This is a genomic window from Nocardia sp. PLKS1-43, assembly GCF_059510335.1.
In genome coordinates, this window is the sequence record NZ_JCAJZQ010000003.1 from 171,231 (window position 1) to 196,893 (window position 25,663).

Annotated in this window: 17 protein-coding genes; 5 read left to right on the forward strand and 12 right to left on the reverse strand. The window is 67.8% G+C overall.

Features of this window, described 5'->3' with window-relative positions; all coding sequences use genetic code 11:
- Positions 1 to 310 precede the first annotated feature (310 nt).
- Together AC5WS7_RS12670 and AC5WS7_RS12675 are read right to left on the reverse strand one after the other, a co-directional pair.
- Positions 311 to 2,068, reverse strand: a complete 1,758-nt coding sequence (locus AC5WS7_RS12670; RefSeq protein WP_495954655.1) for a hydroxysqualene dehydroxylase — start codon at positions 2,066 to 2,068, stop codon at positions 311 to 313.
- Positions 2,069 to 2,245: 177 nt separating this feature from the next.
- The gene (locus AC5WS7_RS12675; protein WP_495954656.1) at positions 2,246 to 3,262 is read right to left on the reverse strand and encodes an EamA family transporter; all 1,017 of its coding nucleotides are present in this window, start codon (positions 3,260 to 3,262) and stop codon (positions 2,246 to 2,248) included.
- Positions 3,263 to 3,355: 93 nt separating this feature from the next.
- Here AC5WS7_RS12675 and AC5WS7_RS12680 point away from each other — a divergent pair, with 93 nt between their 5' ends.
- The gene (locus AC5WS7_RS12680) at positions 3,356 to 4,321 is read left to right on the forward strand and encodes a LysR family transcriptional regulator (RefSeq protein ID WP_495955161.1); all 966 of its coding nucleotides are present in this window, start codon (positions 3,356 to 3,358) and stop codon (positions 4,319 to 4,321) included.
- 584 nt (positions 4,322 to 4,905) lie between these two features.
- On the opposite strand, the gene AC5WS7_RS12685 is transcribed toward AC5WS7_RS12680, so the two are convergent.
- The 3 genes from AC5WS7_RS12685 to AC5WS7_RS12695 all read right to left on the reverse strand — a co-directional run bounded on the left by AC5WS7_RS12685 (position 4,906) and on the right by AC5WS7_RS12695 (position 10,248).
- Positions 4,906 to 6,504, reverse strand: a complete 1,599-nt coding sequence (locus AC5WS7_RS12685; RefSeq protein WP_495955162.1) for a MinD/ParA family ATP-binding protein — start codon at positions 6,502 to 6,504, stop codon at positions 4,906 to 4,908.
- Positions 6,505 to 7,088: 584 nt separating this feature from the next.
- Positions 7,089 to 8,888, reverse strand: coding sequence for a 2-isopropylmalate synthase (gene leuA / locus AC5WS7_RS12690; protein WP_495954657.1), 1,800 nt, complete (start codon positions 8,886 to 8,888; stop codon positions 7,089 to 7,091).
- A gap of 247 nt (positions 8,889 to 9,135) precedes the next feature.
- Positions 9,136 to 10,248, reverse strand: coding sequence for a PLP-dependent cysteine synthase family protein (locus AC5WS7_RS12695; protein ID WP_495954658.1), 1,113 nt, complete (start codon positions 10,246 to 10,248; stop codon positions 9,136 to 9,138).
- A 250-nt stretch (positions 10,249 to 10,498) separates the two neighbouring features.
- On the opposite strand from AC5WS7_RS12695, the gene AC5WS7_RS12700 reads away from it, so the two are divergent.
- Positions 10,499 to 11,632 carry a DUF5685 family protein gene (locus tag AC5WS7_RS12700; RefSeq protein WP_495954659.1) on the forward strand — a complete coding sequence of 378 codons (1,134 nt, stop codon included), beginning with the start codon at positions 10,499 to 10,501 and terminating at the stop codon, positions 11,630 to 11,632.
- A 43-nt stretch (positions 11,633 to 11,675) separates the two neighbouring features.
- On the opposite strand, the gene AC5WS7_RS12705 is transcribed toward AC5WS7_RS12700, so the two are convergent.
- From AC5WS7_RS12705 to AC5WS7_RS12715, 3 genes are read right to left on the reverse strand one after another with little or no spacing between them, the layout of a single operon-like run.
- Positions 11,676 to 12,314: a hypothetical protein gene (locus AC5WS7_RS12705; RefSeq protein WP_495954660.1), complete on the reverse strand. Its 639-nt coding sequence runs from the start codon at positions 12,312 to 12,314 to the stop codon at positions 11,676 to 11,678.
- Positions 12,315 to 12,357: 43 nt separating this feature from the next.
- Complete coding sequence (gene recR / locus AC5WS7_RS12710; RefSeq protein WP_495954661.1) at positions 12,358 to 12,966, reverse strand: recombination mediator RecR; 609 nt, start codon at positions 12,964 to 12,966, stop codon at positions 12,358 to 12,360.
- Positions 12,967 to 12,981: 15 nt separating this feature from the next.
- Positions 12,982 to 13,317 (reverse strand): YbaB/EbfC family nucleoid-associated protein, encoded by a 336-nt coding sequence (locus tag AC5WS7_RS12715; protein ID WP_495954662.1) that lies wholly within the window; start codon positions 13,315 to 13,317, stop codon positions 12,982 to 12,984.
- Positions 13,318 to 13,446: 129 nt separating this feature from the next.
- Between AC5WS7_RS12715 and AC5WS7_RS12720 the strand changes: the two genes are divergently transcribed.
- Complete coding sequence (locus tag AC5WS7_RS12720) at positions 13,447 to 14,028, forward strand: hypothetical protein (RefSeq protein WP_495954663.1); 582 nt, start codon at positions 13,447 to 13,449, stop codon at positions 14,026 to 14,028.
- Positions 14,029 to 14,067: 39 nt separating this feature from the next.
- Here the strand turns inward: AC5WS7_RS12720 and AC5WS7_RS12725 are convergent, their stop codons facing one another.
- A complete protein-coding gene (locus tag AC5WS7_RS12725; RefSeq protein ID WP_495954664.1) occupies positions 14,068 to 14,502 on the reverse strand; it encodes an SRPBCC family protein in 435 nt (144 codons plus the stop codon).
- 584 nt (positions 14,503 to 15,086) lie between these two features.
- Between AC5WS7_RS12725 and AC5WS7_RS12730 the strand changes: the two genes are divergently transcribed.
- Both AC5WS7_RS12730 and AC5WS7_RS12735 read left to right on the forward strand, forming a co-directional pair.
- Positions 15,087 to 16,517 (forward strand): FAD-binding oxidoreductase, encoded by a 1,431-nt coding sequence (locus tag AC5WS7_RS12730; RefSeq protein ID WP_495955163.1) that lies wholly within the window; start codon positions 15,087 to 15,089, stop codon positions 16,515 to 16,517.
- Positions 16,514 to 17,830: a class I SAM-dependent methyltransferase gene (locus tag AC5WS7_RS12735; RefSeq protein ID WP_495954665.1), complete on the forward strand. Its 1,317-nt coding sequence runs from the start codon at positions 16,514 to 16,516 to the stop codon at positions 17,828 to 17,830. Before AC5WS7_RS12730 ends, AC5WS7_RS12735 begins: the two co-directional genes overlap by 4 nt.
- Before the next feature lie 16 nt (positions 17,831 to 17,846).
- On the opposite strand, the gene AC5WS7_RS12740 is transcribed toward AC5WS7_RS12735, so the two are convergent.
- The 3 genes from AC5WS7_RS12740 to AC5WS7_RS12750 all read right to left on the reverse strand — a co-directional run bounded on the left by AC5WS7_RS12740 (position 17,847) and on the right by AC5WS7_RS12750 (position 25,139).
- Complete coding sequence (locus tag AC5WS7_RS12740; RefSeq protein ID WP_495954666.1) at positions 17,847 to 21,464, reverse strand: protein kinase domain-containing protein; 3,618 nt, start codon at positions 21,462 to 21,464, stop codon at positions 17,847 to 17,849.
- Between the two features lie 208 nt (positions 21,465 to 21,672).
- Entirely contained in the window at positions 21,673 to 23,817 is a 2,145-nt protein-coding gene (locus AC5WS7_RS12745; protein ID WP_495954667.1) for a 3-hydroxyacyl-CoA dehydrogenase NAD-binding domain-containing protein, read from the reverse strand.
- 110 nt (positions 23,818 to 23,927) lie between these two features.
- On the reverse strand, positions 23,928 to 25,139 hold the full coding sequence (locus tag AC5WS7_RS12750; protein WP_495954668.1) for an acetyl-CoA C-acetyltransferase: 1,212 nt from the start codon (positions 25,137 to 25,139) through the stop codon (positions 23,928 to 23,930).
- Positions 25,140 to 25,663: the final 524 nt, after the last annotated feature.

Consider the following 25,663-nt stretch of genomic DNA (forward strand, 5'->3'; position numbering starts at 1 on the left):
CGGTTCCAGTAGCACGTACCGGCAAGGTCTGCGGGCCCCGGACGTCACCAGCGGTCCCTCGGGCGGATAACGACACCGACCTATTCGGGCAGGTCGGTGTGGGGACTCTCGCACCCCGGGGCATTGTCGATGCGTTGCACCGGCACAGGCCGGCCGGGCTCGCAGCGTTGCGATTGATCCTTGACGATTCCGGCGGGCGCCGCCGGGAGGCTCCGTCGCGGCCGTGCCGCGGGACTCGCCGACCACGGAGCGACCGTACCCGCAACGAAATACGCCGCACGGCAAGGACTTCGGTGCGGTCTGCCCGAAATCAGCCTCGACTGTCGAAGCTGTTCGGCCGCCCGGCCGCATAACGGGCGGCGTCGAGTTGGCGGAAGGGTTCCAGCTGCGGGGCGCGGTAGAGGGGAAAGAGCTTGCAGCGCGGGGAGTTCGAGCCGACGGTGTCCAGCAGGGCGTTCGCGGCCCGGCGACCCGATTCGCAGGCTCCTTCCATGGTGGCCAGGTCGATCGTCGTGCGCACGTAATCGCCTGCGAGGAAGAGGTTTTCCAATGCGCCGTGCGACTGCGGGCGGGCGGCCAAGGAGCCGACGGTGTTGATCAGCAGCGGGTCGGCGTTCGAATTGCGCCCGCGCGCGGCGTCCCAGGTGACGCCGGTATCCAGGAACCACGAATGCAGATCGGCGTCGGGCAGCGCGGTCTTGCCGCCCAGATGTGCCTGGAGCTGCGCCCAGACCTCCCGGGCGATCTCCTCGTGGGTGCACTCGCGGGCCGGTTTGCCGTACAGGATGCCCGGCGTATTCCAATTCGACACGTCCACCGAGAGGCAATCTCGAACGGTTCCGTCGCCGAACCCGGAAAGCGGTGTGCGCGACCAGAATTGGTTCTGCGCGATGGAGGTCAGCGACCACGGCGAGTCGACGTAGGCGACGTGGCCGCGGGCGATCGCGGCCGGGCGTCGCAGATAGAACTGAATGCCGGACATCCAGTCGACCACCAGCCGGTTCATCGCCGCCAACTCCGGCTGTACCGCGAGGATATCGGGCGTCCACAGCCGCCGGGCCACCTCGGCGGGCACCGCCATCACGAAATGGTCTGCCGCGACGGCGCTTTCCCGTCCCGCCGCGTCGGCCACCCGCGCACCGGAGATCCGGCGATCGCGCACCTCGAGCTTGCACAGCCGGGCGGTCACGAACCGGACGCCGAGGTCGCGCAGGCGGCGCGCCCACGGCTCGATCCAGACCTGTGAGGTCGGGCCGTTCAGCAGCCGGTCGAGCGGGCCGTCGTCGCCGATCCGGAGCGGGTTGCCCAGGAACTGCTCACCCATCGAGCCGATCGTGCGGGTACTGGCGTGATCGTCCTTCGCGGCCACCAGCAGCGTGGTCAGCGTGCGCGACATCAGCACCCGAAACTCCGCCGAATGCTGTTGTGCGCCGATGAAATCACGCCACGACACGTTTTCCCAGCGACCCGTGCGCCGGGCATCGCAACTGGTCATGAAGACCAGCAGCCGTTCGGCGAAATACCCGGCGTCGGCCATCGGCATCTTCGACGAGGTCGCGATCACCGAGGAGACGCTCTGCCGGAAATCGTCCGGATTCGACCACGACTTCCCGGGTCCCATCGGCACGATGGTGTCCGGCCCGCCGCTGCGCGAGAAACGCGCCTCGGACGCCGCCACCAGATTGTCCCAGACGCCGTTCGCGTTGCCCGGGAACGGGATTCGCCGCATCGTATCCGGAATGTGGTGATAGAACCCGGGAAAGAACCGGAATCCGTGCTCGCCAGGCAGATCCGGCCGCCCGTCGCGCGCACTGCCGGGCACCGCGATACTGCGAGCCTTACCGCCCAACGCCCGCGGCTCGTACACGGTGACCTCGAAACCCCGCTCGGCCAGTTCGTGCGCGGCCGTCATGCCGGCCACCCCGCCGCCGAACACCGCGACGTGCCGCCCGGTGGCCGCCGCCGCGGGCACCGCCCGCGCACTCAACGCACCCGCCGTCAACGCACCCGCCACGGCCGTCCCACGAAGAACCGTTCTTCGCGAAACCTTCGCGTACTGCTCAACCATCGTTCCGGACCTCCACGCCGCGCAACACTGTAAGCGGTCGCGGCGGGCGGTGCATGCGCAGGCAGCGCGCACGGGCCGCGCGGGAATCGGAGCGTCGCGGCGCAGGCAGGGCGTTGCCGGTACCCACATCGTTCCGGCCGCACGTCACCGGGTCGGCAAGCGACGGGCGGCCCCGGATCACCCCAGCCCGGCAAGCCGACCGGCAGCGCGCACGTCGCCGGGAACCGGTACCGCACCCTCCGCGCGGCGGTCCTCCGCAGCATCTCCGGCATTTCTCCCGCCGGTGACCGCGCGTGCGGCGGAGCGCACTCGCCCGCCCGACGTGGCCGCGAAAGCGCCGACGATCACGATCACACCGCCGACCAAGGACAACGGCGTGGGACGTTCGCCGAGGAAAATCCACGAGGAGGTTATGCCCACCACCGGAACCATCAAGGACAGCGGGGCGACCGCGCCCGCGGGATAGCGGCTCATGAGATACGTCCACAGGCCCGAGCCGAGCACCGTCGCGAGGAGCACGGTGTACGCGAGGGCGGCCAGTGCGGGCCAACCGGTGGTCGAGAAGGATTCCCGCAGTGCGTGTGCGCCGGAAGCCGGGCCCTCGACCAGAAGCGACAGGGCGAACAGCGGGACGGGCGGCACCACGGCCATCCACAGGGTCAGATGCAGCGGATCGGGCTTTTCCGCGGACTCCGCGCCCGCGGCAGCCAACCGCGAGCCGATATTCCCGAACGCCCACCCCAGCCCTCCGGCGAGCGTCAGCAGAACGGGTAGCAACGCGGCGTGACGCGCCCGGTCCCAACCGATCAGGGCCATACCGAGGACCGCTGCGATAAGCCCGAGAAGCTGTGTGGCCCTGAGCCTTTCATGCAGGAACAGCGCGCCCAACAGCACGGTGAACGGTGCGGATGACTGCAACACCAGAGAGGCCAGTCCGGTCGGCATTCCCGCTCGCATCGCGATGAACAGGAAGGCGAATTGCGCCACCCCGAACCCCAGCCCGTAGAGCAGCAGCCATCGGACCGGAAGCCGCGGTCGCGGCACCAGCGCGACGACCGGGACGGCGATGACGACGAAACGCAGCCCGGCGAAGAACAGTGGTGGAAAATGCTCCACCCCGATGTGCAGCGCCAGGAAATTCAAGCCCCACAAGAGCACGACGGCCAGGCCGAGCAGACGATCACGGTAACTCACGTCGTCCAGGATGCGCGGGCGGATACATAAGGACAATCGAATATATATGCATAGACACTGTAGTAGAACTTAACTATGTCCAATGCGGTGCCGCTGTCCGTCGACCGGCTACGAATCCTGCGCGAACTCGCCGACCGCGGCACGGTCGCGAGCGTGGCCGAGGCGTTGTCGATGACGCCCTCGGCGGTCTCGCAACAGTTGAAGGTGCTCGCCCGCGAGGCAGGTGTGCCGCTGCTGGAACCCGACGGGCGTCGAGTTCGGCTGACCGATGCCGGGCAGGCGCTCGTCGTCCGCGCCGACGAGATATTGGCCGCCGTGGACCGCGCGGACGCCGAGATGGCGCTGTACCGCGGCGCTTCCCACGGCCGGGTGCGGGTGGCGATGTTCCCGTCCGGGGCCGCGCTGCTGCTGCCCCGCATACTCACCGCACTGTCCGGGACCGGCGTGGACATCGCCGCCAGCGACGAGGATGTGCCGCCGACCGAGGTTCCCCGCCTGCTCGCCGACTACGACGTGGTGCTGACCCACCGGGACGAGCACGCCCCCTCGCTCGCCGGAGCGCGGGTACACGCCGAGCCGCTGATGCGCGAGCCGATCGATATCGCCGTCGCCCTCGGACACGACCTCGCCGGGCGCGAGTCGGTCACGGCCGACGAACTCGCCGACGAGACGTGGCTGAGCGTGCGCGGTGGTTTTCCCGTCGACGACGTCTTGCGCACGATCGCCACCGTCACCGGTGTACAACCGCGAATCGCCCAGCGCCTCAACGACTTCGGCGTCATAGAGGAACTCGTCGCGGCAGGCCACGGCATCGCCCTCATTCCCCGCCATGCCGCCCGCCACCCGGGTCTTGTCCTGCTGCGGCTGTCCGGCGTCCGAGCCGGCCGCATCTACGACCTGACCACCCGCCCCCACGCGACCCGCCGCCCCGCCACGGCCGCCGTCCTGGCCGCGTTCCGCACCGCCGCCGACGAGGTGGCGGCCGCCGCTATCACTCCTGGGCCGGCGCCCGCACCTGGGGGTCGCCCGCGCGGCTACGAAGACGCTGCACCCCATTGAGCGCTACGCCACCCGTAACCAGCGTCCCGACGGCAGTAGTCTTCGCCACCGCTCCCCCTTCAATTTCACAGCGCGCGAACGTGTTCGACACTATCCCGGCCCGGCGGTATCGCCCTCGCGGGGCAGCGCTGCACTGCTGCCAGTACGTCCTCGCACGCACTCGCTCGACGCCATCCGAAGCGGTTGCGCGACAGGACTTATCAGCGTTTGAATCCGCAGGCGCGGGCAAGCGGGATCCTGTTCGGGGCAGAACGGGCCGGTTGTTCGCCTGGCCTCCGGCATCGAGCGAGCAGATCACTACGCGTGCGAGACCGGCTCGCAGCAGGTTCTCCCGGCACGTGCGATACAGCAGTGCGAGAAGTACCGCACCACGGCCGGCAAGACCCAGTCTCACAAGAGGAATGGGGCGCTGGGTCAGAGCGCGCGGATACCGGCACCGGACCGAGGCGCACGCCGAAATCGACTGCGCCGCAGGCACTATCTCGATCCGGCCGCGACATACCCCGCCTCGAGACAGACGTGGCACTGCCTCAACACTGGCATCGCGGCTCACCGGGACCGGTGAACCGCGATGCCAGGTAGAACTAGCGGCCGTACTGGTTGCGGCCGTACTGATCCGGGATGCCGTACTGGCCGGTTTGCGGGCCGGGGTACGGGGGGTTCTGCGGTCCCGGGTATTGCTGTTGCACGGGTTGGAACGCGGGAGTGGGAATGTTGTACGCGAAATCGTCGGCGACCATGGCGGCCAGTTCCAGCAGCGCCATCCGGGTCGGTTTGCTGACGAGTTCCAGATCGATCTCCGCACCCTCGGCGAGGTGATCGTCGAACGGCACCACCTGCACCGCGCGAGTGCGGTCCAGGAACAGCTTACGCAACTGATCGAGGTCGACCGTGGAGGCGCCGCGGCGAGAGGCGTTGACCACCACCACCGTCCGCTCCACCAGCTTGTTGTAGCCGTGGTGCTCGAGCCAGTCGAGCGTGGCCGAGGCGCTGCGCGCACCGTCGATGGCCGGGGAGGTCACCAGAATCAGCGAACTGGCCATATCCAGCACGCCGGACATCGCCGAGTGCATCAGACCGGTACCGCAGTCGGTCAGGATGATGTTGTAGAACTGCTGCAGGATATTGATCGCGCGCCGGTAGTCCGCCTCGCTGAACGCCTCCGAGACGGCCGGATCCTGTTCACTGGCAAGCACTTCCAGGCGACTCGGCGCCTGAGAGGTGTGCGCCCGCACATCCGAGTACCGGCTGATGCTCTGGTCCTCGAGCAGGTTGCGCACCGTGGATCGGGTCTGGCGCGGCACCCGGTGGGCCAGCGTGCCGAGGTCCGGATTCGCGTCGATGGCGATGACGCGGTCACCACGCACCGAGGCGAAGGTCGATCCGAGGCCGACCGTCGTCGTGGTCTTGCCGACGCCGCCCTTCAGCGACAGGATCGCGATCCGATAATCGCCGCGCACCGGCTGATTCACCCGTTCGGTGAGCTCGCGGAACAGTACGTCCGCAGAGGATTCACCCGGATTGATCGCACCGCCGGAGATCTTGTGCACCGCGCGACGCCAACCACCGCGCGGTGAGCGCCGGGCCCGCTTGAGCAGATTCAGATCGTTGACCGACTGCCCGCCCGGACCCAGCTGTCCGAACTGCGGCTGAAATCCCTGCTGCGGCGGCTGGTGTTGTTGCTGCACAGGGTGATTCGGCTGACTGGGCGGACCGCCCTGCCAACCGGGAGCCGGCGGCGGCTGCGGCGGCTGATACATCTGCGGCTGCGGCGGTGGCGGTGGCGCCCAGCTGTGCTGCTCCTGCGCGAACTGCGGCGGCTCCTGACCGGCGGCGGGCTGCTCGGGCGGCTGCTCCTCGTTGAACCCCCGGCGAGCCGGGCCGTCGCCGCCGAATTCCTGATGCACCTCGCCGTACGGCGGCTCCTGGTGCGCCTCAGCGTAATTCGTGGCGGGCGGCTCGGTGAAACTGCGCGGCGGCGCATCGGGGAACAACTGCGGTTGCGGCGCGGTGAAGTTCGGCGGCGCGAACGAGGTCGGTTCCCCAGGACCACCGGGCGGCGCGAAGGGCCCGCCGGGCTCGGCTACCGGGAAGTTGCCGGGCGGGCCGAAACCGGGGTCGGGCGGGAACTGCCCGGCTCCCGGTGGGCCGTACTGCATTTGCGGCGGCGGGAATCCGCCCATTTGCGGCGGCGCGCCCGGAGGTGCGAACGGCCCCTGCTGTTCCTGGCCGAACGGCGGCGCGGGAGCGAAGTGGTGCGGCTCCGAACCGAAGTGCTGCTCGGGAGCGAACTGCCCCTCCGGGCCGGGTTGCGGCCCCGGTGGGAACGGCTGTTGCTCGTCCACGGAATCCGGCATCGGCGGGAAGATTCCCGATGCCGGTTCCTGGGCGGGTGCCGAATCGTGGTCGCCCGGCTCGGATCCGGAATCGGCGCTCACGGCGGGTTCGTCAGCCCTCGCGTCCTCGTGCGCCGATGCCGATTTCGGGTCGTCCTGCTCGGTAGCCGTATCCGTGCCTTGGACTTGCAGCCAAGGCGGTGAGTTCGAGTTGTCGTTGGTCGTCACGTATCCCCCATCTGCTCGGGAGTTTTCGAGCAGTGAGCTCGGCGCTGATGCTGTTCAACGCTAGCACGCTGTTCGGATGCTCGTAGTGCCACAGAGCCCCTCGCACCGCATGCGACGGGGAGTTGTCCACATGTGGACAACTCCCCGTACGAGTACTGCCGCGACGCGCCGGAAACGGTGCCCGACACGCGGTTCCGCGCGATCTACTTCCGCTCGCGGTGCGACCGGTTGACCGCGGAGACGACCGCACGCAGCGACGCGGTGGTGATGGAGGTGGCGATACCGACACCCCAGCTGACCGAATCCCCGACGGCGCATTCGACATACGCGGCGGCCTGCGCGTCGTCACCGGAGGACATGGCGTGCTCGGAGTAGTCCAGCACCCGCACGTCGTAACCGATCGTGGCCAGCGCGTCGACGAACGCCGCGAGCGGACCGTTACCGGCACCGGTGATCTCCTGCTCGACACCGTCCACCTTGACCACCGCGGAAATGGCGTCCGTCCCGCTGTCGGTCTCGGCGGCGGTGACCTTCTGGCGCATCCGCTCCAGCGGCCGGATCGGGTTCAGGTACTCCTCGGCGAAGACGTCCCACATCTCCTTCGGGCTGACCTCGCCGCCCTCACCGTCGGTGATCTTCTGAATCGCCTGGGAGAACTCGATCTGCAGCCGGCGCGGCAGGGCCAGACCGTGGTCGGTCTTCATGATGTAGGCCACGCCGCCCTTACCGGACTGCGAGTTGACCCGGATCACGGCCTCGTAGGTGCGCCCGACGTCCTTGGGGTCGATCGGCAGGTACGGGACCTCCCAGGTGATGTCCGCGACATCCGAGCCCGCGGCGTCGGCGGCGGCCTTCATCGCGTCCAGCCCCTTGTTGATCGCGTCCTGGTGGCTGCCGGAGAACGCGGTGTACACCAGGTCGCCCCCGTACGGATGACGCTCGTGCACCGGCAGCTGGTTGCAGTACTCGACGGTGCGGCGGATCTCGTCGATGCTGGAGAAGTCGATCTGCGGGTCGATGCCCCGGGAGAACATGTTCATGCCCAACGTGACCAGGCAGACGTTGCCGGTCCGCTCACCGTTGCCGAACAGGCAGCCCTCGATGCGGTCCGCGCCGGCCATATAGCCCAGCTCGGCGGCGGCGACGCCGGTACCGCGGTCGTTGTGCGGGTGCAGGGACAGCACGATCGACTCGCGACGGGCCAGATTGCGGCTCATCCACTCGATGGAGTCGGCGTAGACGTTCGGCGTCGCCATCTCCACGGTCGCGGGCAGGTTGACGATCAGCGGCTTGTCGGGGGTCGGCGCGATGATCTCCGAAACCGCGTCGCACACCTGCTTGGCGTACTCCAGCTCGGTGCCGGTGTAGGACTCCGGGCTGTACTCGTACCGCCAGTTGGTGTCCGGGTAGTTCTGCTCGATCTGTTTGCACAGTGTCGCCGCGTCGGTGGCGATCTTCTGCACGGCCGCGCGGTCGGCCCGGAAGACCACCCTGCGCTGCAGGATCGAGGTCGAGTTGTAGAAGTGCACGATCACGTTGGCCGCGCCCCGGCAGGCCTCGAAGGTGCGCTCGATCAACTCGGGGCGGCACTGGGTCAGCACCTGGATGGTGACGTCGTCCGGGATCGCGTTCTCCTCGACGATCTCCCGGACGAAGTCGAAATCGGTCTGGCTGGCCGACGGGAAACCGACCTCGATCTCCTTGTACCCCATCCGCACCAGCAGATCGAACATGCGCCGCTTCCGGGCCGGGCTCATCGGATCGATGAGCGCCTGGTTGCCGTCGCGCAGATCCACCGCGCACCAGCCCGGCGCCCGGTCGATGATCTTGTCGGGCCAGGTGCGGTCGGGCAGCGTGATCTGCTCGACCTCCTCGGCGAAGGGCCGGTACCGGAAGGTCGGCATCGAGGAGTTCTTCTGTGCGTTCCACGCGGGCTGGTCGGCGGGAGCGGGCTTGGACGGCGCGGTGATGGCGCGCGTTACGAAGGCGTCAGCGGATGGCATGCAATTCTCCGTGAGGTGTGGGTTGGTGTATCCCAGGTAAATGGGTCGACCGGCACAGCTGAACCCCGCGACGGGAGCCGGTCCGTGTCAGACCCCGTCGCGGCGGCCGAGGAGGAGTGCCCGCTGCATGATGTTGGGTAGTTTACAGGCCACGGCTCATCCCGTGCAGGCAGGCCGGGCTGCGTCCCCGCCTCCCTGTCGCTGCGGCGGGCACCGGCGTCATCCGAGGTGGACGAGCCCACGGCACTCAAACGGACAACTCGCCCGAGGTCAGGAACTGCTGTAATCGCGTCCGGTACGGCTCGATATCGATGTTCTGGTCGGCGAGCCAGTCGGGACTGTAGTACTTGTCGACGTAGCGGTCGCCTGGATCGCAGATCAGTCCGACGACGCTGCCCTCGCGGCCCTCGCGCGCCATCTCGGACATGATGTGGAACGCCGCCCACAGGCCGGTTCCGGTGGACGCGCCCGCCTTGCGGCCGATCAGTTCCTCGAGCACGTGGATCGCGGCGATCGCCGCCGCGTCGGGGACGTGGATCATCCGGTCGATGGCCGAGGCGACGAAACTGGGCTCCACGCGCTGGCGTCCGATGCCCTCGATGCGCGAGCAGATCTCCGTGGTGACCTCGGCGTCGTCGTCGCGCCAGCCCGGGAAGAAGGCCGAGTTGTCCGGGTCGGCCACGCACAACCCGGTCGGGCGGCCGGTGTAGCGGATGTAGCGGGCGATCGTCGCCGAGGTGCCGCCGGTGCCCGCCGTCGCCACCACCCAGGCCGGATCCGGGAAACGTTCCTGATCCATCTGGTCGAAGATGGATTCGGCGATGTTGTTGTTGCCGCGCCAATCGGTGGCCCGCTCGGCATAGGTGAACTGGTCCATGTAGTGCCCGCCGCTGTCGCGGGCCAGCCGCGCCGCCACCTCGTAGACAGCATTCGCGCTGTCCACGAAATGGCAAGTGCCACCGTAGAATTCGATCAACCGTACCTTTTCCCGACTGGTCCCGCGGGCCATCACGGCGATGAACGGCACCCCGATCAGCCGGGCGAAGTACGCCTCGGACACCGCGGTCGAACCGCTCGACGCCTCGATCACCGGCCGCTCCGGACGGATCCAGCCGCTGCACAGCGCGTGCAGGAACAGCGACCGCGCCAGCCGGTGTTTGAGCGAACCGGTCGGATGGGTGGACTCGTCCTTGAGATACAGATCCACCCCCGGCAACGCGGGCAGCGGCACCCGCAGCAGATGCGTATCGGAGGAACGCCGCGCGTCGGCCCGGACCTTCGCCACCGCGTCCGCCAACCAGCGCCGAAGTTCGGGGTCGTACCGGTTGATATCGGTTATCGCCGACTCCGCGGACGTCATGCGCACCTCCGTATGTTCGGCCTCCGCTTCGCCGTGGCGGGGCTGCGACGGACCCCAGATTACCTGCGGCGTTGTTCGGCTCGGTCACGGTCGGCCCGGACGTGAGGCGGGTGAACCGATGATTCGCGGCGTTCGACTCGACGCCGGCGCCGGCCGATCGCCGCCGCGCGGAGCCGAAGATGTAGTGCCCTTATGGAATTCACAGCGAAAGCCCGGCGCGCACCGGGTTTTATTCGGTTACCGTCGAGGCGTGTTCGGCATTATCCGTCCGTGTAGACACCGGCTGGGCGAAGAGTTGAGTTCCGCGTGGATGGCGCAGTTGTGCGGCCTGTGTCTGGCCCTGCGCGACGACCACGGCCAGGCCGCCCGCATGGCCACCAATTACGACGGCCTGATCATCTCCGCGCTGGTCGACGCCCAGGCGCCGGCCGCCACCAGACGTTCGGCCGGGCCGTGTCCGCTGCGCGCGATGCGCACGGCGGATGTGGCCACCGGCGACAGCGTGCGGCTGGCCGCGACCGTCTCGCTGGTACTGGCCGCGGCCAAGGTGCGCGACCACGTCGAGGACGGTGACGGCGTCGCCGGAACCGCGGGCATCCGCCCGGCGGCGCGGCGAATCGCCCGGCGCTGGGCGCGACAGGGTGCGGAAACCGGTGCGGGCCTGGGCTTCGACACCGCGGTCCTGCTGGACGCGGTGGACCGGCAGATCGCGGTGGAATCGGCCGCCGGACCGCACACCACCCTGCTCGAACTCACCGAACCGACCGAGGCCGCCACCGCCGCCGCGTTCGGACATACCGCGCTGCTGGCCGGACGCCCCGGTAACGAGGCCGCGCTCACCGAGGCGGGCCGGTTGTTCGGTCGCGTCGCGCATCTGGTCGACGCCGTCGAGGATCTGCACGATGACCTCGCGCACGGCAAGTGGAACCCGTTGGCGGTCACCGGAACTCCCGCGCAGGAAACGCACCGGCTGTGCACCGACGCCCTGCTCGGCATCGAATTGGCCTTGGCCGAAGTCGAATTCACCGACGGACGTCTGGTCCGCCGCCTGCTGACCAAGGAACTGGGCCGCTCGATCCACCGCACGTTCGGGCATTCCGGCCACGAGAGCTGCCGGGTCGAGCACCGCACCGACCACAAGGTCGTCAACCGGCGCTGGCGTCGATACGGACCGCCCCCGCCCGGATACGGTTATCCCCCACAGGGTTACGGCGGTTATCCCCCGCCCGGCTACGGCTACGGTCCCGCGCCGCGCCGCCGGGGCGGGTTCTGCGTACCCTTCTGCGAGGGCGTCGCCTGCTGCGAATGCTGCCGCTGCGGCGAGGACTGCTGCTGCGCCTGCGAGGGGTGCGAATGCTGCGGAGACGCCTGCTGCGACTGCTGAGACACGTTGCGTGAGAGGCGCTTTCGATACCTGCTCACGCGGCTCAGAGGTCGACCCTGTCCCAGGTGAGTTCTGCGAGGCGAGCCTGATCGCCGACGGTCCAGTCCCAGATGAGGTCCGCGACGCGGCCGGGTTCGGTCAGGCGGGTACCGAAGTGCTGGTCCGGGGAGCCGTCCCGGTACTCCAGGATGTAGCTGTGCTCGTCGTCGCGGAAGGTCTGGATGTAGACCTCGGGCTCGCGCTCCACGATGAGGTAGGGCCCCGGCTCCGACAGCTCCGGAACCCATTGGCGGACGAGATGTTCGGTCAGATAAGGGAATTCTCCCGCACCACCGTGCGTGACGGTCACCGGGACGTGCCCGGCGGGATCGATCAACCACGCCAGCTGCGGGTCGTACACCGCGTGATCACGCGGGGTGGCCAGTTCGAACAGCAGTGCGCGCACATGTCCGATGGCATCGTACGGACTGGCCACGTGCAGTGCGCCGCCGTGCGCCTCGATCGGCGCAACACTCAGGAAACCGTCCTGTTCGGGCAGTTCCTCGTTGCGCCGATTCACCTCGGCGGCGAGCCACGCCGCCGCCTCGGATGCCGGCTCGCCCTGCTGGGCGGTCAGATAGGCGTCGGCCTCGGCCGGCGTGGACGCCGCGCCGGACGGCAGCAGGATGTGGTCGTAGCTCACGTCGGCCAGGCTAACCGGTTCGCCGCCGGGCGACGCTCCCGCGTCAGAGCGCGCGCCGTCCGGACAGCGCACGCCCCAGGGTCAGCTCATCGGCGAATTCCAGATCCCCGCCCATCGGCAGCCCCGAAGCCAGCCGCGTCACGGACAGGCCCGGGAAATCGCGCATCATGCGCACCAGGTAGGTGGCCGTCGCCTCGCCCTCGGTATTCGGATCGGTGGCGATGATCACCTCGGAGACGTCCACGCCGTCGGCCTGATTTCCGATGCGCGACAACAGTTCCCGAATGCGCAGCTGATCGGGGCCGATACCGGACAGCGGATCGAGCGCACCACCGAGCACGTGGTAGCGACCGCGGAATTCCCGGGTGCGCTCGATCGCCTGCACGTCCTTGGGCTCCTCGACCACGCAGATCATCGTGCGGTCACGGCGCGGATCGGCGCAGATGCGGCACAGCTCCCCGTCGGAGACGGTGCCGCAGATGGAGCAGAACCGCACCCCGTCGCGCACCTTCTGCAATGCGGCCTGCAACCGGTCGATCTCCGGCGGCTCCACCGACAGCAGGTGAAATGCTATGCGCTGCGCGCTCTTCGGACCGACGCCGGGCAGTTTGCCCAGCTCGTCGATCAGATCCTGAACCGGACCCTCGTACACCGGCGTCGTCTCCCGTCAGAACGGCAGACCGGGCACGCTGCCGCCCATCCCGCCGGCCAGCGGGCCCAGCTTCTCCGCGGCCAGTTGCTGCGCGTTGGCCATCGCCGCGTTGAGCGCGCCGACGAGCAGATCCTGCAATGTCTCGACATCCTCGGGGTCCACGACCTTGGGATCGATCTGCAGCGAGGTCACCTCACCGCTCGCCTTGATCGTCACCTTGACCAGGCCGCCACCGGCCTCGCCGGCCACCTCGGCCGCCGCGATCTCCTCCTGGGCGGCCATCACGGCCTGCTGCATCTGCTGTGCCTGCGCGAGCAACGCCTGCATATCGACCTGTTCACCGGGTTGCACGGGGTCGTCCTCTCTGGCGGGAGTATGTGTGCTCCAGCGTAGTCACGGTTCGGTCTACGGCCCTACCGGCATGGCGTCGGCCACTTACCATCGACATGGTCGGGTGTACTGGTGGAGGTAGCAATGCGGATGACCAGCGGACGTTTACGCAAATCCCTGGCACAGTTCCTGGCCCCGGCGAGCTTGGCCGCGGTGATGACCGTGGTTCCGGTGACAGCGACGGCGCCCGTCGCGCACGCCGACACCAGCTACGGCGGCGGCTGCGTGCTCTACCCGAACGATCCTGCGGCGACGGTGGATTCACTGCGCAACAGATGCTCGATCGAACAGCAGGTCCAGATCTTCGCCACCGCGCAGCGCGGCGACGTACCGCACGGCGTCACCAACGGCTGGGTCACCAGCCCGCAGTTCATGCAGGTCGTCGCACCGCCGTTCTGGATCGGCAAGACCTTCTACACCGGCCCGGACGGCGGCACGCTGATGAACCGCGTCACCGGCGCGGACATCCCCGGCTGGCCCGCGAACGTCTATTCCGGCGCCGCGATCACCGATCACCGCCCGGCCTGGCTCCTGGACTACGGCCCGTCCATCACACCGCAGATCCTGGACGAGATCCGGGAGGTCACCCCGAACGTCTGGTTCGGCTACTCGTGGTGGCGCGGCTATTTCCAGACGACGCTGCTACTCACCTTCGTACTCACCTACCCGTGACCGGAGCGCTCTCCCGCCTCGCGGAGGCCGGAATACAGCTCAGCTCAACTCGCCCTTCAGGTTCTCCAGCACCTGGGCCTGAATCTTCTTCAGGCCCAACGGCGCGAAGATGCCCTCGAAGAATCCGGGGACGCCGCCCGCGCCCTTCCAGCTCGTGCGGACGGTGACCAGCGAGCCCGAGCCCGAGGGCGTCACGGTCCAGGTCGTCACCATGGTGGAGTTCGAATCCCGCTCGGTCACCATGGAATCGGAGACCGAGACCGTGGCATGCACGTTGCGGGAACGCTTCTGAGTGGCCTGCAGGGTCCAGTCGACCACGGTTCCGGCGCCCTTACCGCCTTCGATCACCTTGTAGTCGCGGTAGTTCGAGGTCAGGATGCGCGGACGGACCGTCTCGTAATCCGCGATCGCCTCGAGCGTGCGCTGCGGTTCCGCCGGAACGACGATCGAACTGGATGCGTTGACCTGTCCCACAATGAGCTCCTTCATTCGAGTCCGCGGAGGCGACTGCCGCCGAGACATGCTACGCCGCAATCGACCCGCGCCGGAGTAGCGCAGCTGCCCGAATCACAGCGGACCCGGCAACCGCCGCGGCCCAGCCGGCGTGGCGGCGAACCGGATCGGCGCGCCGGTCCGCTCGGCCCGGATCGCCTCAGCAAACCGGACATCCGTCATCGGGAACGCATTCGGGCCGGAACGAGCGCCGGAACTCCCCGGCAGAGGCCGCGAGCATCCACGTGGCATCCGGACGACCCGCCATCGTCGGAAAATTCGGAACGCATTCTCCGCATACGCCTCGTAGCTCGGTATTTCCGCCTCGGCTGTGACCACTGTCGCAATCCCGTGGCGCGTCGCGATCCGCGCCCCGGGCGCGGCCCGGCACACCGGCCCGCCGGTTTATTCCGGCTGGAAACATCCCGGCTACCAGTGCATACGGCGCAGCGGGCGAATCGGGCGAGCAACATCGACGCAATGCGGCGAGCGGAGAAGAATTCCGGGCTCCGGGCACCCTCCCGGTGGCCCCCCGACCCCTTGCGCGATAGCGTCTGGGTGTGGCAGTGAGTCTGTTGGGGAAGGCCGGGCGCGCTCCGGCCGCACGCGAGTCAGGTTTTGCCGCGCATCGGGCAGGAGTCGATCGTCTGCTCGCCAGCTACCGCGCGATCCCCCGGGACGCGAATGTCCGGCTGGCCAAGAAGACCTCGAATCTGTTCCGGGCGAGGGCCGTGTCCGACGCGCCCGGATTGGACGTCTCCGGTCTCACGCAGGTGATCTCCGTCGACCCGGCGGCCAAGACGGCCGACGTCGCCGGAATGACCACCTACGAGGACCTGGTGGCCGCGACCCTACCGTACGGGCTGGTCCCGCTGGTGGTACCGCAGCTCAAGACGATCACCCTGGGCGGCGCGGTGACCGGGCTGGGCATCGAGTCCACCTCCTTCCGCAGCGGCCTACCGCACGAATCGGTCCTGGAGATCGACGTGCTGACCGGCGCGGGCGAGATCGTCACCGCGACACCCGACGGCGAACACGCCGACCTGTTCCGCGGATTCCCCAATTCCTATGGGACGCTGGGTTATTCGACGCGACTGAAGATCGAGCTGGAATCCGTGCTGCCCTATGTCGCGCTGCGGCACGTGCGCTTCCACGATCTGACCGACCTGCAGTCCACGATGGCGCGGATCGTCGCCGACGGGTCCTACGACGGCGAGCGGGTCGACTATCTCGACGGCGTCGTATTCACCGCGCGGGAAAGCTATCTGGTCCTGGGCCGGCAGACCGACGAGCCCGGACCGGTCAGCGACTACACCGGAATGGACATCTTCTACCGTTCCATCCAGCACGATTCGGATCGCCCCCAACGCGACCGGCTGACCATTCACGATTACATCTGGCGCTGGGACACCGACTGGTTCTGGTGCTCGCGCGCGTTCGGCACGCAGAATCCGCGCATCCGCCGATTCTGGCCCAAGCGGTACCGCCGGTCCAGCTTCTACTGGAAGCTGATCGCGCTGGATCACAAATACCATGTCGCCGACAAACTCGAGGCGCGCAAAGGCAATCCGCCGCAGGAGCGGGTGGTGCAGGATATCGAGGTGCCGATCGAACGCACCGCGGAATTCGTGCAGTGGTTCCTGGACGAGATTCCCATCGAGCCGCTCTGGTTGTGCCCGCTACGGCTGCGGGAGGGCGAATCCACCTCCCGGCCGTGGCCGCTGTATCCGCTGGAGCCCGGCCGCGCCTACGTCAACGTGGGATTCTGGTCCGCCGTGCCGACCGTTCCCGGCCGGCCCGAGGGCGCGGCCAATCGCGCCATCGAGAACAAGGTCTCCGAACTGGACGGGCACAAGTCGCTGTACTCGGATTCCTACTACGGTGCGGACGAGTTCGCCGAACTCTACGGCGGCGACGTCTATACCGAACTCAAAAAGCGATATGACCCAGATCAGCGTTTGCTGGACTTGTATTCGAAGGCGGTGCAACGCAAATGACCACATTCAAGGACCGTTCCGATGTTTTCGCGGAGCTGGGAACCAAGCTCAGCATTGCCGAGATCTTCGAAACCTTGGTGGACGGCGAGGTCCCGATCCGCTTCTCCGCCCACGACGGCAGCAGCACGGGGCCGAAGGATTCGAAATTCGCGCTCGAGATCCGCAATCCGCGCGGAATCAACTACATCGCCACCGCGCCCGGCGATCTGGGCATGGCCCGCGCGTACATCGCCGGTGATATGACCGCCGAGGGCATCCACCCGGGCGATCCGTACGAAATCCTGCGCGCCATGGGCGAACTGAAGTTCCGGCGTCCCTCGGCGCTGGCGCTGGTGACCATCGCGCGGTCGCTCGGCTGGGATGCGCTCAAGCCGATCGCGCCGCCGCCGCAGGAGACAGTGCCGCGCTGGCGTCGCATCGCGCTCGAGGGTCTGCGGCACTCCAAGACTCGCGACGCGGAGTCGATCCACCACCACTACGACGTCTCCAACACCTTCTACGAATACGTTCTCGGCCCGTCCATGACGTACACCTGCGCGTGCTACGAGGACGAGAACAACACGCTCGAGCAGGCGCAGGAGAACAAGTACCGCCTGGTCTTCGACAAGCTGAACCTGAAGCCGGGCGACCGGTTGCTCGACATCGGTTGCGGCTGGGGCGGAATGGTGCGTTACGCGGCCAAGCGCGGCGTGCGCGTGATCGGCGCGACGCTGTCCGCGGAGCAGGCCGAATGGGGTCGGAAGAAGATCGTCGAGGAGGGCCTGTCGGATCTGGCCGAGGTGCGCCACTCCGATTACCGCGACGTGCGCGAGACCGATTTCGACGCGCTGTCCTCGATCGGCCTGACCGAGCACATCGGCGTGCAGAACTACCCGTCGTACTTCGGCTTCATCAAGAGCAAGCTGCGCGACGGCGGACTTTTCCTGAACCACACCATCACTCGCCCGGACAACACCCGCACCACGCGGGCCGGTGATTTCATCGACCGCTACGTGTTCCCCGACGGCGAGCTGATCGGTTCGGGCCGCATCATCTCCGATATCCAGAACACCGGGCTGGAGGTGCTGCACGAGGAGAATCTGCGCCCGCACTACGCGCTGACTCTCGCCGAATGGTGCAAGAATCTGGTCGCCAACTGGGATGCCTGCGTCGCGGAGGTCGGCGAGGGCACCGCGAAGGTCTGGGGCCTGTACATGGCCGGCAGCCGACTCGGCTTCGAGCGCAACGTCGTTCAGCTGCACCAGGTCCTCGGCATGAAACTGGGCCCGAACCAGACCTGGGATGTTCCGCTGCGTCCCTGGTGGAAGGCGTAGTCCGCGGCGCAGGCCGTCACATACTGTCCAGGAACCGGTGAGTCTCCTCGGTGATCTCGGAATACTCCGTGCCCAGGAGCATTTCGTTGCGCATGGCGTGCAGGAGCGAGAGCACTCCCGGTCCCGCGTCCAGAAGCGGTCTGCGCCAACCCAATTCGGCGCAGCGGACCACGACCGGAGTGAGGATGGCGATGGACTCGCCGGTCCAGCCCGCCACCGAGAGGCATTCGGCCAACAGTAGCGCCGTATCCAATTGCGCACGGGGACGGTTCTGTTCGGTGATCCGGCTGTAGAGCGCGCGAGCGCGTTTGACGGCCGAATCGTCGACGCCGAGCGGGGCGAGATCGGCGTTGCCGAAGTACGGGTCGTACCCTCGCACGGGATCCAGGCCGCCGTGTGCGGCACTGCGCGCCAGCAGCGCGCGCACCGCGACGACCTCCTCGGCCTCGGCGGTCAGCGCCGCGGTTCCGCTGACGTGCCGGATCGGCCGCAATCCCGGGTCCCCCAGCGGGGTCGGCGCGTCCAGGGCCAGGCCGAGCCGCAGTTGTTCCGCGCGGATGTGCGCACCCAGCCGGGGCAGCCTCCGGTCGGCGGCGAACCGCGCGCCCTCGGCCAGGCGTGCGACCGCGGTCTGGGTATCGCCGCGCGCGGCCTTCACCCGCGCACCCGACACGAAGGTGGTGATCATGAAGTCCGCCGGCCCCACCCGCGCGACCAGCCGGTGACTCTCGTCGAGCAGTTCGTCGGCCGCGTCGAGGTCTCCGCCGCGGTACTTCACCTCGCCCAGCAGCGCGGCGGCCGCGCGCGCCGCGTGCGAACGCGGGCCCGAGCGATTCCGCGCGACCTGCCACGCCCGCTCGCAATAGCCTGCGGCCGTGGCGATGTCGAGTTGTTCGTAGGCGGCCGCACCGAGATTCAGCAGTCCGAGCACCTCACCCAGCGGTTCCTTGGACCGGGCGTGGTACGGGGCCGCCCATTCCTGCATCTCGCGGGCGCCGTCGAAGTCGAACTCGCACAAACGCACGAACGACATCAGATTCGCCGCGGTGGACACGGTCCACGCGGGCAGTTCACCGGCGGCGGCCAAGGTTTTCGAAACCCGTTCCGCCACACCATCGGTGCGATCGCGGGCGACCATATCTGCGGCGGCGAGCACATCCGCCTCGCACTGCTGACGTACGGCATCGTCGTCACCGGGCGAGGTGCGCGCCAGCATACTGCTCACCCGGCCCAGGGCGGTGCGCGCGGCACTGGACTGCTGCAGGTTGATATTGGCGCGCGCCAGCGCCAGCATCAGCTTCGATCGCGTCGCGACCTGCTGCACCGGAAGTTTGGAGACCGAACCGAGCAGGGTGGCCAGTTTCGAGGTGTCGATCAGATCCATCCCGCCGCCCTCGAGCAGGTCCAGGGCCAGCTTCAGGTCGGTCGCGGCCAGGGCGTGATCCACCGATTTGCGCAGCAGCTGATGTTCGGCGTACCAGCGGGACGCCTTGCGGTGCAGGGATTTCGACGCGCCGGGCGATTCGCGCTCGAGGCGCGCGCGCAGTTGTTCGGTGAACAGAGGCTGCAGGCGGAACCAGCCCGGGTCGTGGTCCAGGCGTCGCACGAACAACTCACGCCGGCAAGCCTCTTCGAGCAGTTGCTCGGCGTCGGCATCACCGCTGACCGCTGCGGCCAGGGAGCCGCACACCCGCTCGGTCGCCGACAGGGACATCAGGAACGTCAGCATCCGGGGCTCGAGCGTGTCCAGGACGTTCTCGGCCAGATATTCGCCGATCGGCTCGGTGCGTTCGGAGAGCGTTCCGATCAGCTGATCGGTGTCCACCTCGGACACCGCGTGCGCCGCCTCACCCGTGCCGGCCGCCTGCGCCCGCGCCCGCAGCGACAGGCTCACCAGCGCGATCGCGGCGGGCCAGCCGTCGGTGGCCCGGCCGATCCGCTCCAGCTGCGCGTCGGTCAGCTCGAATCCGTTGCGCTCCACCAGAATCCGGTGAATCTCCGACTGGGTGAGGCGCAGCTCGGCCGTACCGATCTCGACCAGTTCGTCACGCACCCGCAGGCGACTCAGCGGCAGTCCGGACCGCTCACGCGTGGTGATCACGAATCGTAGATGGTGACATCCGTTGTCCAGCAACGTATCCATCGTACGTCGCGCACCGGCGTCGGTGATCCGATGCCAATCCTCGATGACGACCACGACGGTCCGGCCCCGGGCATGGATCTCGTCGATCAGCGTCGAGACGGCGTACGGCACCGCCTCGTCGGACCGCTCCTCGAGCACCTGCTCGAGACCCGCTCCGATATCCGGGCACACCCGCCGGATCGCCCGCACGAGATGGGCGAGCAGCCACACCTCGTTGTCGTCGTCGCGATCGATACCTATCCAGGCCACCGCATTTCCGTGCTCGGCCAGTTCCGTCTGCCACTGCGTGGCCAGGGTGCTCTTACCGAAACCGGCCGGGCCGTGGATGACCGCCAGCCGACGCCGATCCCCGGCCCGCAGGATATCCAGCAGACGTGGCCGCGCGACCGGTTCGCGAGTGGGTGTCGGCGGCCGGAATTTCGTTGCGGCGGTTGGCGGTAAGGCTCCGAGGGGATTCGGCGACCCGTCCGAGCGCACGGTCAGCACGGTACGCGCGCCACTCGACAGCACACCGCTGCCCGAGATCGAATTCTCCAGCGCCCCAGGCTTTTTCGGATCGGGCCCCGGCTCCAGCAGCGCCATCTCGTCGGGCGGCTGCCCGTGATCGTGCTGTACCGCGCGCAGCAATTCGCCGAAGTCCAGCGCCGAGGCCGGACGCTCGGCCGGGTCCGTCGACATGGCCTGCTCGATCGCGGCGGCCACGTCCGAAGGAATGTCCTGTTCGCGCAGGTCCGGCACGGGTTGAGTGGTGATCCGCAGGAATTGCGCCACGACTCTCTCGCCGGAGTGCCGCTCGTACGCCGCATGCCCGGTCAGCAGCGCGAACATCATCGCACCCAGACCGTAGACGTCCGAGCGCACCGTGGGCTCGCCGCCCCTGAGCACTTCGGGCGCGGTGAACGCGGGCGAGCCGGTGATCATGGCGGTGGAGGTCCGGAAACCGCCCGGAATCCGGGCGATGCCGAAATCGGTCAGCTGCGGTTCGCCGTAGCGACTCAGCAGCACGTTCGCGGGTTTCACATCGCGATGCAGCACGTGCACCCGATGCGCGCTTTCGATCGCCCCGGCCAGCTTCACCCCGACCCGCAAGGTATCGGCCCAGCTCAGCGGGCCGTTGTCGCGCACGAGCTGCTCGAGCGAACCGTGCACCGCATACGGCATGACCAGCAACGGCATCCCGCTGGCGGTGACGTCCACCTGCAGCACGTCGACGATATTGGGATGGCCGGACAACCGGCCCATGGCGTGTTCCTCGCGCAGAAAGCGTTCCCGGCTCTCCGGATCGATCTCCGAGGACAGCACCTTCACCGCGACGGTGCGGCTCAACGTCTTCTGGACACAGCGATACACCACCCCGAAGCCCCCGCGGCCGATCTCCTCGGCGTCGAACAAGCCGATGGCTTGCAGCTCCTCAGGGATATCCACCGGCTGATACCGCTGTGTGTCCGACTCCGAGGAGGTGCCGCGGACTTTGTCCCTGTGTGCGTTCATAGGACCGTCCTCGATGTCTCCGCTGAATTCCAACGTAGCTCGCCCGAGCAGCGCATGTCCGCAATTCCGCCGCTCGCGCGCCCCTCATTCGAGCCCGCGCAGCGGCAACGCACATGCCCGCATACGCCGACGGCCCGGCCCTCCGCATCAGCGGAGGTCCGGGCCGTGGCGGTGACTCCGGCGGCGGTCACCGCCGGAACGCACCTGATCAGCGCAGCGAGGCGGGCACCTGGAAACGGTCGCCGTACTTCGCGGCCAGCTCGTCGGCACGGGCCACGAAGGCCTGCTGTCCACCCGGGTAGCCGACGATGAACTGGTGTACACCACCGGTCCAGGCCGGGAACCCGATACCGAAGATCGAACCGATGTTCGCGTCCGCGGTGGTGGTCAGCACACCCTCGTCGAAACACTTCTGGGTCTCGATGGCCTCGGCGAACAGCATCCGGTCGATCAGGTCCTGGAAGGGAACCTTGTCCTCGGTGCTGGTCTTGAAGTGCTCACGCAGACCGTTCCACAGGGCCAGGCGCTTGCCGTCCTCGTCGTACTCGTAGAAACCGGCCTTCTCCAGACGACCCGGACGACTCTCGGCGACCATGTAGTCGATGACGTCCAGCGCCGGGTGCCGCGTGGTGCCCATGGTGAGGTCACCGGACTTGGCGGCTTCCTCGGTCTCCTTGGCGATCTTCTGCATGAGCTTGAGGTTCAGCTCATCCGAGAGCTGCAGCGGCGCGGCCGGGTAGCCCGCCTGCAGACCGGCCTGCTCGATGGTCTGCGGCTCGATGCCCTCGAGCAGCATCGCGATCGCCTCGTTGACGAACGTGCCGATCACGCGCGAAGTGAAGAAACCACGGCTGTCGTTGACCACGATCGGGGTCTTGCGGATCGCGAGGGTGTAGTCGAACACCCGGGCCAGCGCCTCGTCCGAGGTCTTCTCGCCGCGAATGATCTCGACCAGCGGCATCTTGTCGACCGGGGAGAAGAAGTGGATGCCGATGAAGTCCTGCTCACGCTTGACGCCCGAGGCCAGACCGGTGATCGGCAGCGTCGAGGTGTTCGAACCCAGCAGCGCGTCGGGCTCGACGATGTCCTCGATCTCCTGGAACACCTTGTGCTTGAGCTCGGTGTTCTCGAAGACGGCCTCGATCACGAAGTCGACGCCGGCCAGATCCTTGGCATCCGCGGTCGGCTGGATGCGATCCAGCAGAGCCTTGGACTTCTCCTCGGTCGTCTTACCGCGCGAGAGGGCCTTGGCCTCGAGCTTCTCCGAGTAGCCCTTGCCGCGCTCGGCCGCCTCGATCGAGACGTCCTTCAGCACAACCTGGAAACCGGCCTTGGCGGAGACGTACGCGATGCCCGCGCCCATCATGCCCGCGCCGAGCACGCCGACCTTCTTGATCTCGCGCTTGGGCACGTCCTTCGGCCGCGAACCGCCGTTGTTGATCGACTGCAGGTCGAAGAAGAACGCCTGGATCATGTTCTTCGCGACCGGGCCGGTCAGCAGGTTGACGAAGTAGCGCGACTCGATCAGCGAGGCATTGTCGAAGTCGACCTGGGCGCCCTCGATCGCGGCGGCCATGATGTTCTTCGGCGCCGGCATGTTCGCGCCCTTGAGCTGCTTGCGCAGGTTCGCCGGGAAGGCGGGCAGGTTGGCGGCCAGCGCCGGGCTGGACGGGGTGCCGCCGGGGATCTTGTAGCCCTTCACGTCCCAGGGCTGCACGCCCTTGTCCGGGTTGGCCTTGATCCACGCCTTGGCGGCCGGAACCAGCTCCTCGACGCTGCCGACGACCTCGTCGACCAGGCCGATGCCCTTGGCCTTGTTCGCGTCGAACTCGTTGCCCTGCAACAGGATCTGCAGCAGCGCGGTCTGCAGGCCGAACTTGCGCACCGTGCGGGTGACACCGCCGCCGGCGGGCAGCAGACCCAGCTTCACCTCGGGCAGGCCGAGCTTGAGGCCCTTGACGTCCGCGGCGATGCGGTAGTGGGTCGCCAGAGTGATCTCCAGGCCGCCGCCCAGGGCGGCGCCGTTGATCGCGGACACGACCGGCTTGCCCAGCTGCTCGAGCCTGCGCAGCGCACCCTTGATGACGGTGAGCTCCTCCATGATGGCGGCCGCGTCGTCCGGGCCGGTCTGCATCATGTTCTTGAGGTCGCCACCGGCGAAGAAGGTCTTCTTCGCCGAGGTGATGACGACACCGGTGATGTCGTCCTTCTCCGCCTCGAGCCGGTCCACGGTGGCCGTCATCGAGGTCTTGTAGAGCTCGTTCATCGTGTTGGCGCCCTGGTTCGGGTCGTCCATGGTCAGCACGACGATGCCGTCGGCGTCCTTCTCCCAGGCAATCATGTTGTCGGTCATAGTTTTCGGTGTCTCCTGAAGGAAGTCTGAATTGAATGGCGGCGCTTGGCGAGGGCCTACGTGTTACGCAAGCTGCCTCCTTCGGCCCGCCGGTACGCGCCGCGGTCGGATTAGACGCGCTCGATGATGGTGGCCACGCCCATGCCGCCGCCGATGCACAGGGTCACCAGGGCGTAGCGGGCGTTGCGGCGCTCCAGCTCGTCGACCATGGTGCCGGTGATCATCGCGCCGGTGGCACCCAGCGGGTGGCCCATGGCGATGGCGCCGCCGTTGACGTTCAGCTTCTCGTTCGGGATGTTCAGATCCTTCTGGAACTTCAGCACGACCGAGGCGAAGGCCTCGTTGATCTCGAACAGGTCGATATCGTCGACGCTCAGGCCCGCCTTGGCGAGAACCTTGTGCGCGGCCGGGGTCGGGCCGGTCAGCATGATGGTGGCGTCCGCGCCGGAGGTGGCGGTGGCGACGACGCGGGCACGCGGGGTCAGACCCGAGGCCGCACCGGCCTCCTCCGAACCGATCAGCACGGCCGCGGCACCGTCGACGATGCCCGAGCTGTTGCCGCCGTGGTGCACGTGGTCGATCTTCTCCACGAAGTGGTACCGCTGCAGCGCCACCGCGTCGAAGCCACCCATCTCGCCGATCGTGGCGAAGGAGGGCTTGAGCTTGGCCAGATCCTCGAGGGTGGTGCCGGGGCGCATGTGCTCGTCGCGGTCCAGCACGGTCAGGCCGTTGATGTCCTTGACCGGCACGACAGACTTGGCGAAATAGCCGCCGGTCCAGGCCGCGGCCGCGCGCTCCTGCGACTGCACCGCGTAGGCGTCCACGTCCTCGCGGGAGAAGCCCTCCATCGTGGCGATCAGGTCGGCCGAGATGCCCTGCGGGACGATGTAGTTCTGGTAGCTGGTCCACGGGTCCGCGAACATGGCGCCGCCGTCCGAGCCCATCGGCACGCGGGACATCGACTCGACGCCACCGGCGATGACGAGGTCGTCGAAGCCGGAGCGGACCTTCTGGGCGGCCAGGTTGACGGCCTCGAGGCCGGACGCGCAGAAGCGGTTGATCTGGATGCCGCCGACGGTGTCGGGCAGGCCTGCGGTCAGCACGGTGGTGCGGGCGATATCCGCGCCCTGGTCACCGATCGGCGAGACGACACCCAGGATGATGTCCGAGATCCGATCCTCGTCGAGGTTCGGGAAGCGGTTGCGCAGCTCCTTCACCAGACCGGTCGTGAGATCGATCGGCTTGACCGAGTGCAGCGAGCCCTTCTTGTTGCGGCCACGCGGGGTGCGGATGGCCTCGAAAATGTAGGCCTCTGTGGTCATAACGGAGTTTTTCCTTCCTTACGGTGCCCCGATACCGCACAGTGCGGCATCGCTGCAGGTAACCTCGCCGACCGGCCCTGCGACCGACCGCTGGCAGTTGTCACGCGACGCTCCCGGGACCCTGCGTTCGCACACAGGCCGTGAACTCCCGGTTTCCGCCGTATAACGCTGTACAAACGTCGGCACGCATCGGCCCCACTGACTCCCGGGCGGCCCGTACACCTGGGCATACCATAGAACCTCGGAGCGCCGATGCTGACGACCACCCGTTCATAGTACAGCCGGATGCGAACTCCGGTTAACTTAAGGTCGTCGGGAGGGTGTCTGTCAAGCCTCCAGTCGCGTCGCGCCCAACTCGGCGCTCAACAGCTCCAAGGCCACCTCATCGGGGTCGCGACGATCCTGCTGCGGGACCGGATGCGCCGACTCCGCGAGCATCTCCCGCTCCTCCTCGGGTGTCGACGCAGGTGGGACACCGTCATAACCTACCGGCGAGTAGTCCATGGGCCCCGGGTCGTCGGGGA

What these genes read in the sequence shown, in the direction of transcription:
- AC5WS7_RS12745 (WP_495954667.1), bottom strand. Translation starts at nt 23,817, where the DNA reads ATGACCGACAACATGATTGCCTGGGAGAAGGACGCCGACGGCATCGTC.
- AC5WS7_RS12670 (WP_495954655.1), bottom strand. Translation starts at nt 2,068, where the DNA reads ATGGTTGAGCAGTACGCGAAGGTTTCGCGAAGAACGGTTCTTCGTGGG.
- leuA (WP_495954657.1), bottom strand. Translation starts at nt 8,888, where the DNA reads ATGCCATCCGCTGACGCCTTCGTAACGCGCGCCATCACCGCGCCGTCC.
- AC5WS7_RS12720 (WP_495954663.1), top strand. Translation starts at nt 13,447, where the DNA reads ATGACCAGCGGACGTTTACGCAAATCCCTGGCACAGTTCCTGGCCCCG.
- AC5WS7_RS12740 (WP_495954666.1), bottom strand. Translation starts at nt 21,464, where the DNA reads ATGAACGCACACAGGGACAAAGTCCGCGGCACCTCCTCGGAGTCGGAC.
- AC5WS7_RS12695 (WP_495954658.1), bottom strand. Translation starts at nt 10,248, where the DNA reads ATGACGTCCGCGGAGTCGGCGATAACCGATATCAACCGGTACGACCCC.
- AC5WS7_RS12685 (WP_495955162.1), bottom strand. Translation starts at nt 6,504, where the DNA reads ATGGGCGGATTCCCGCCGCCGCAAATGCAGTACGGCCCACCGGGAGCC.
- AC5WS7_RS12735 (WP_495954665.1), top strand. Translation starts at nt 16,514, where the DNA reads ATGACCACATTCAAGGACCGTTCCGATGTTTTCGCGGAGCTGGGAACC.
- AC5WS7_RS12750 (WP_495954668.1), bottom strand. Translation starts at nt 25,139, where the DNA reads ATGACCACAGAGGCCTACATTTTCGAGGCCATCCGCACCCCGCGTGGC.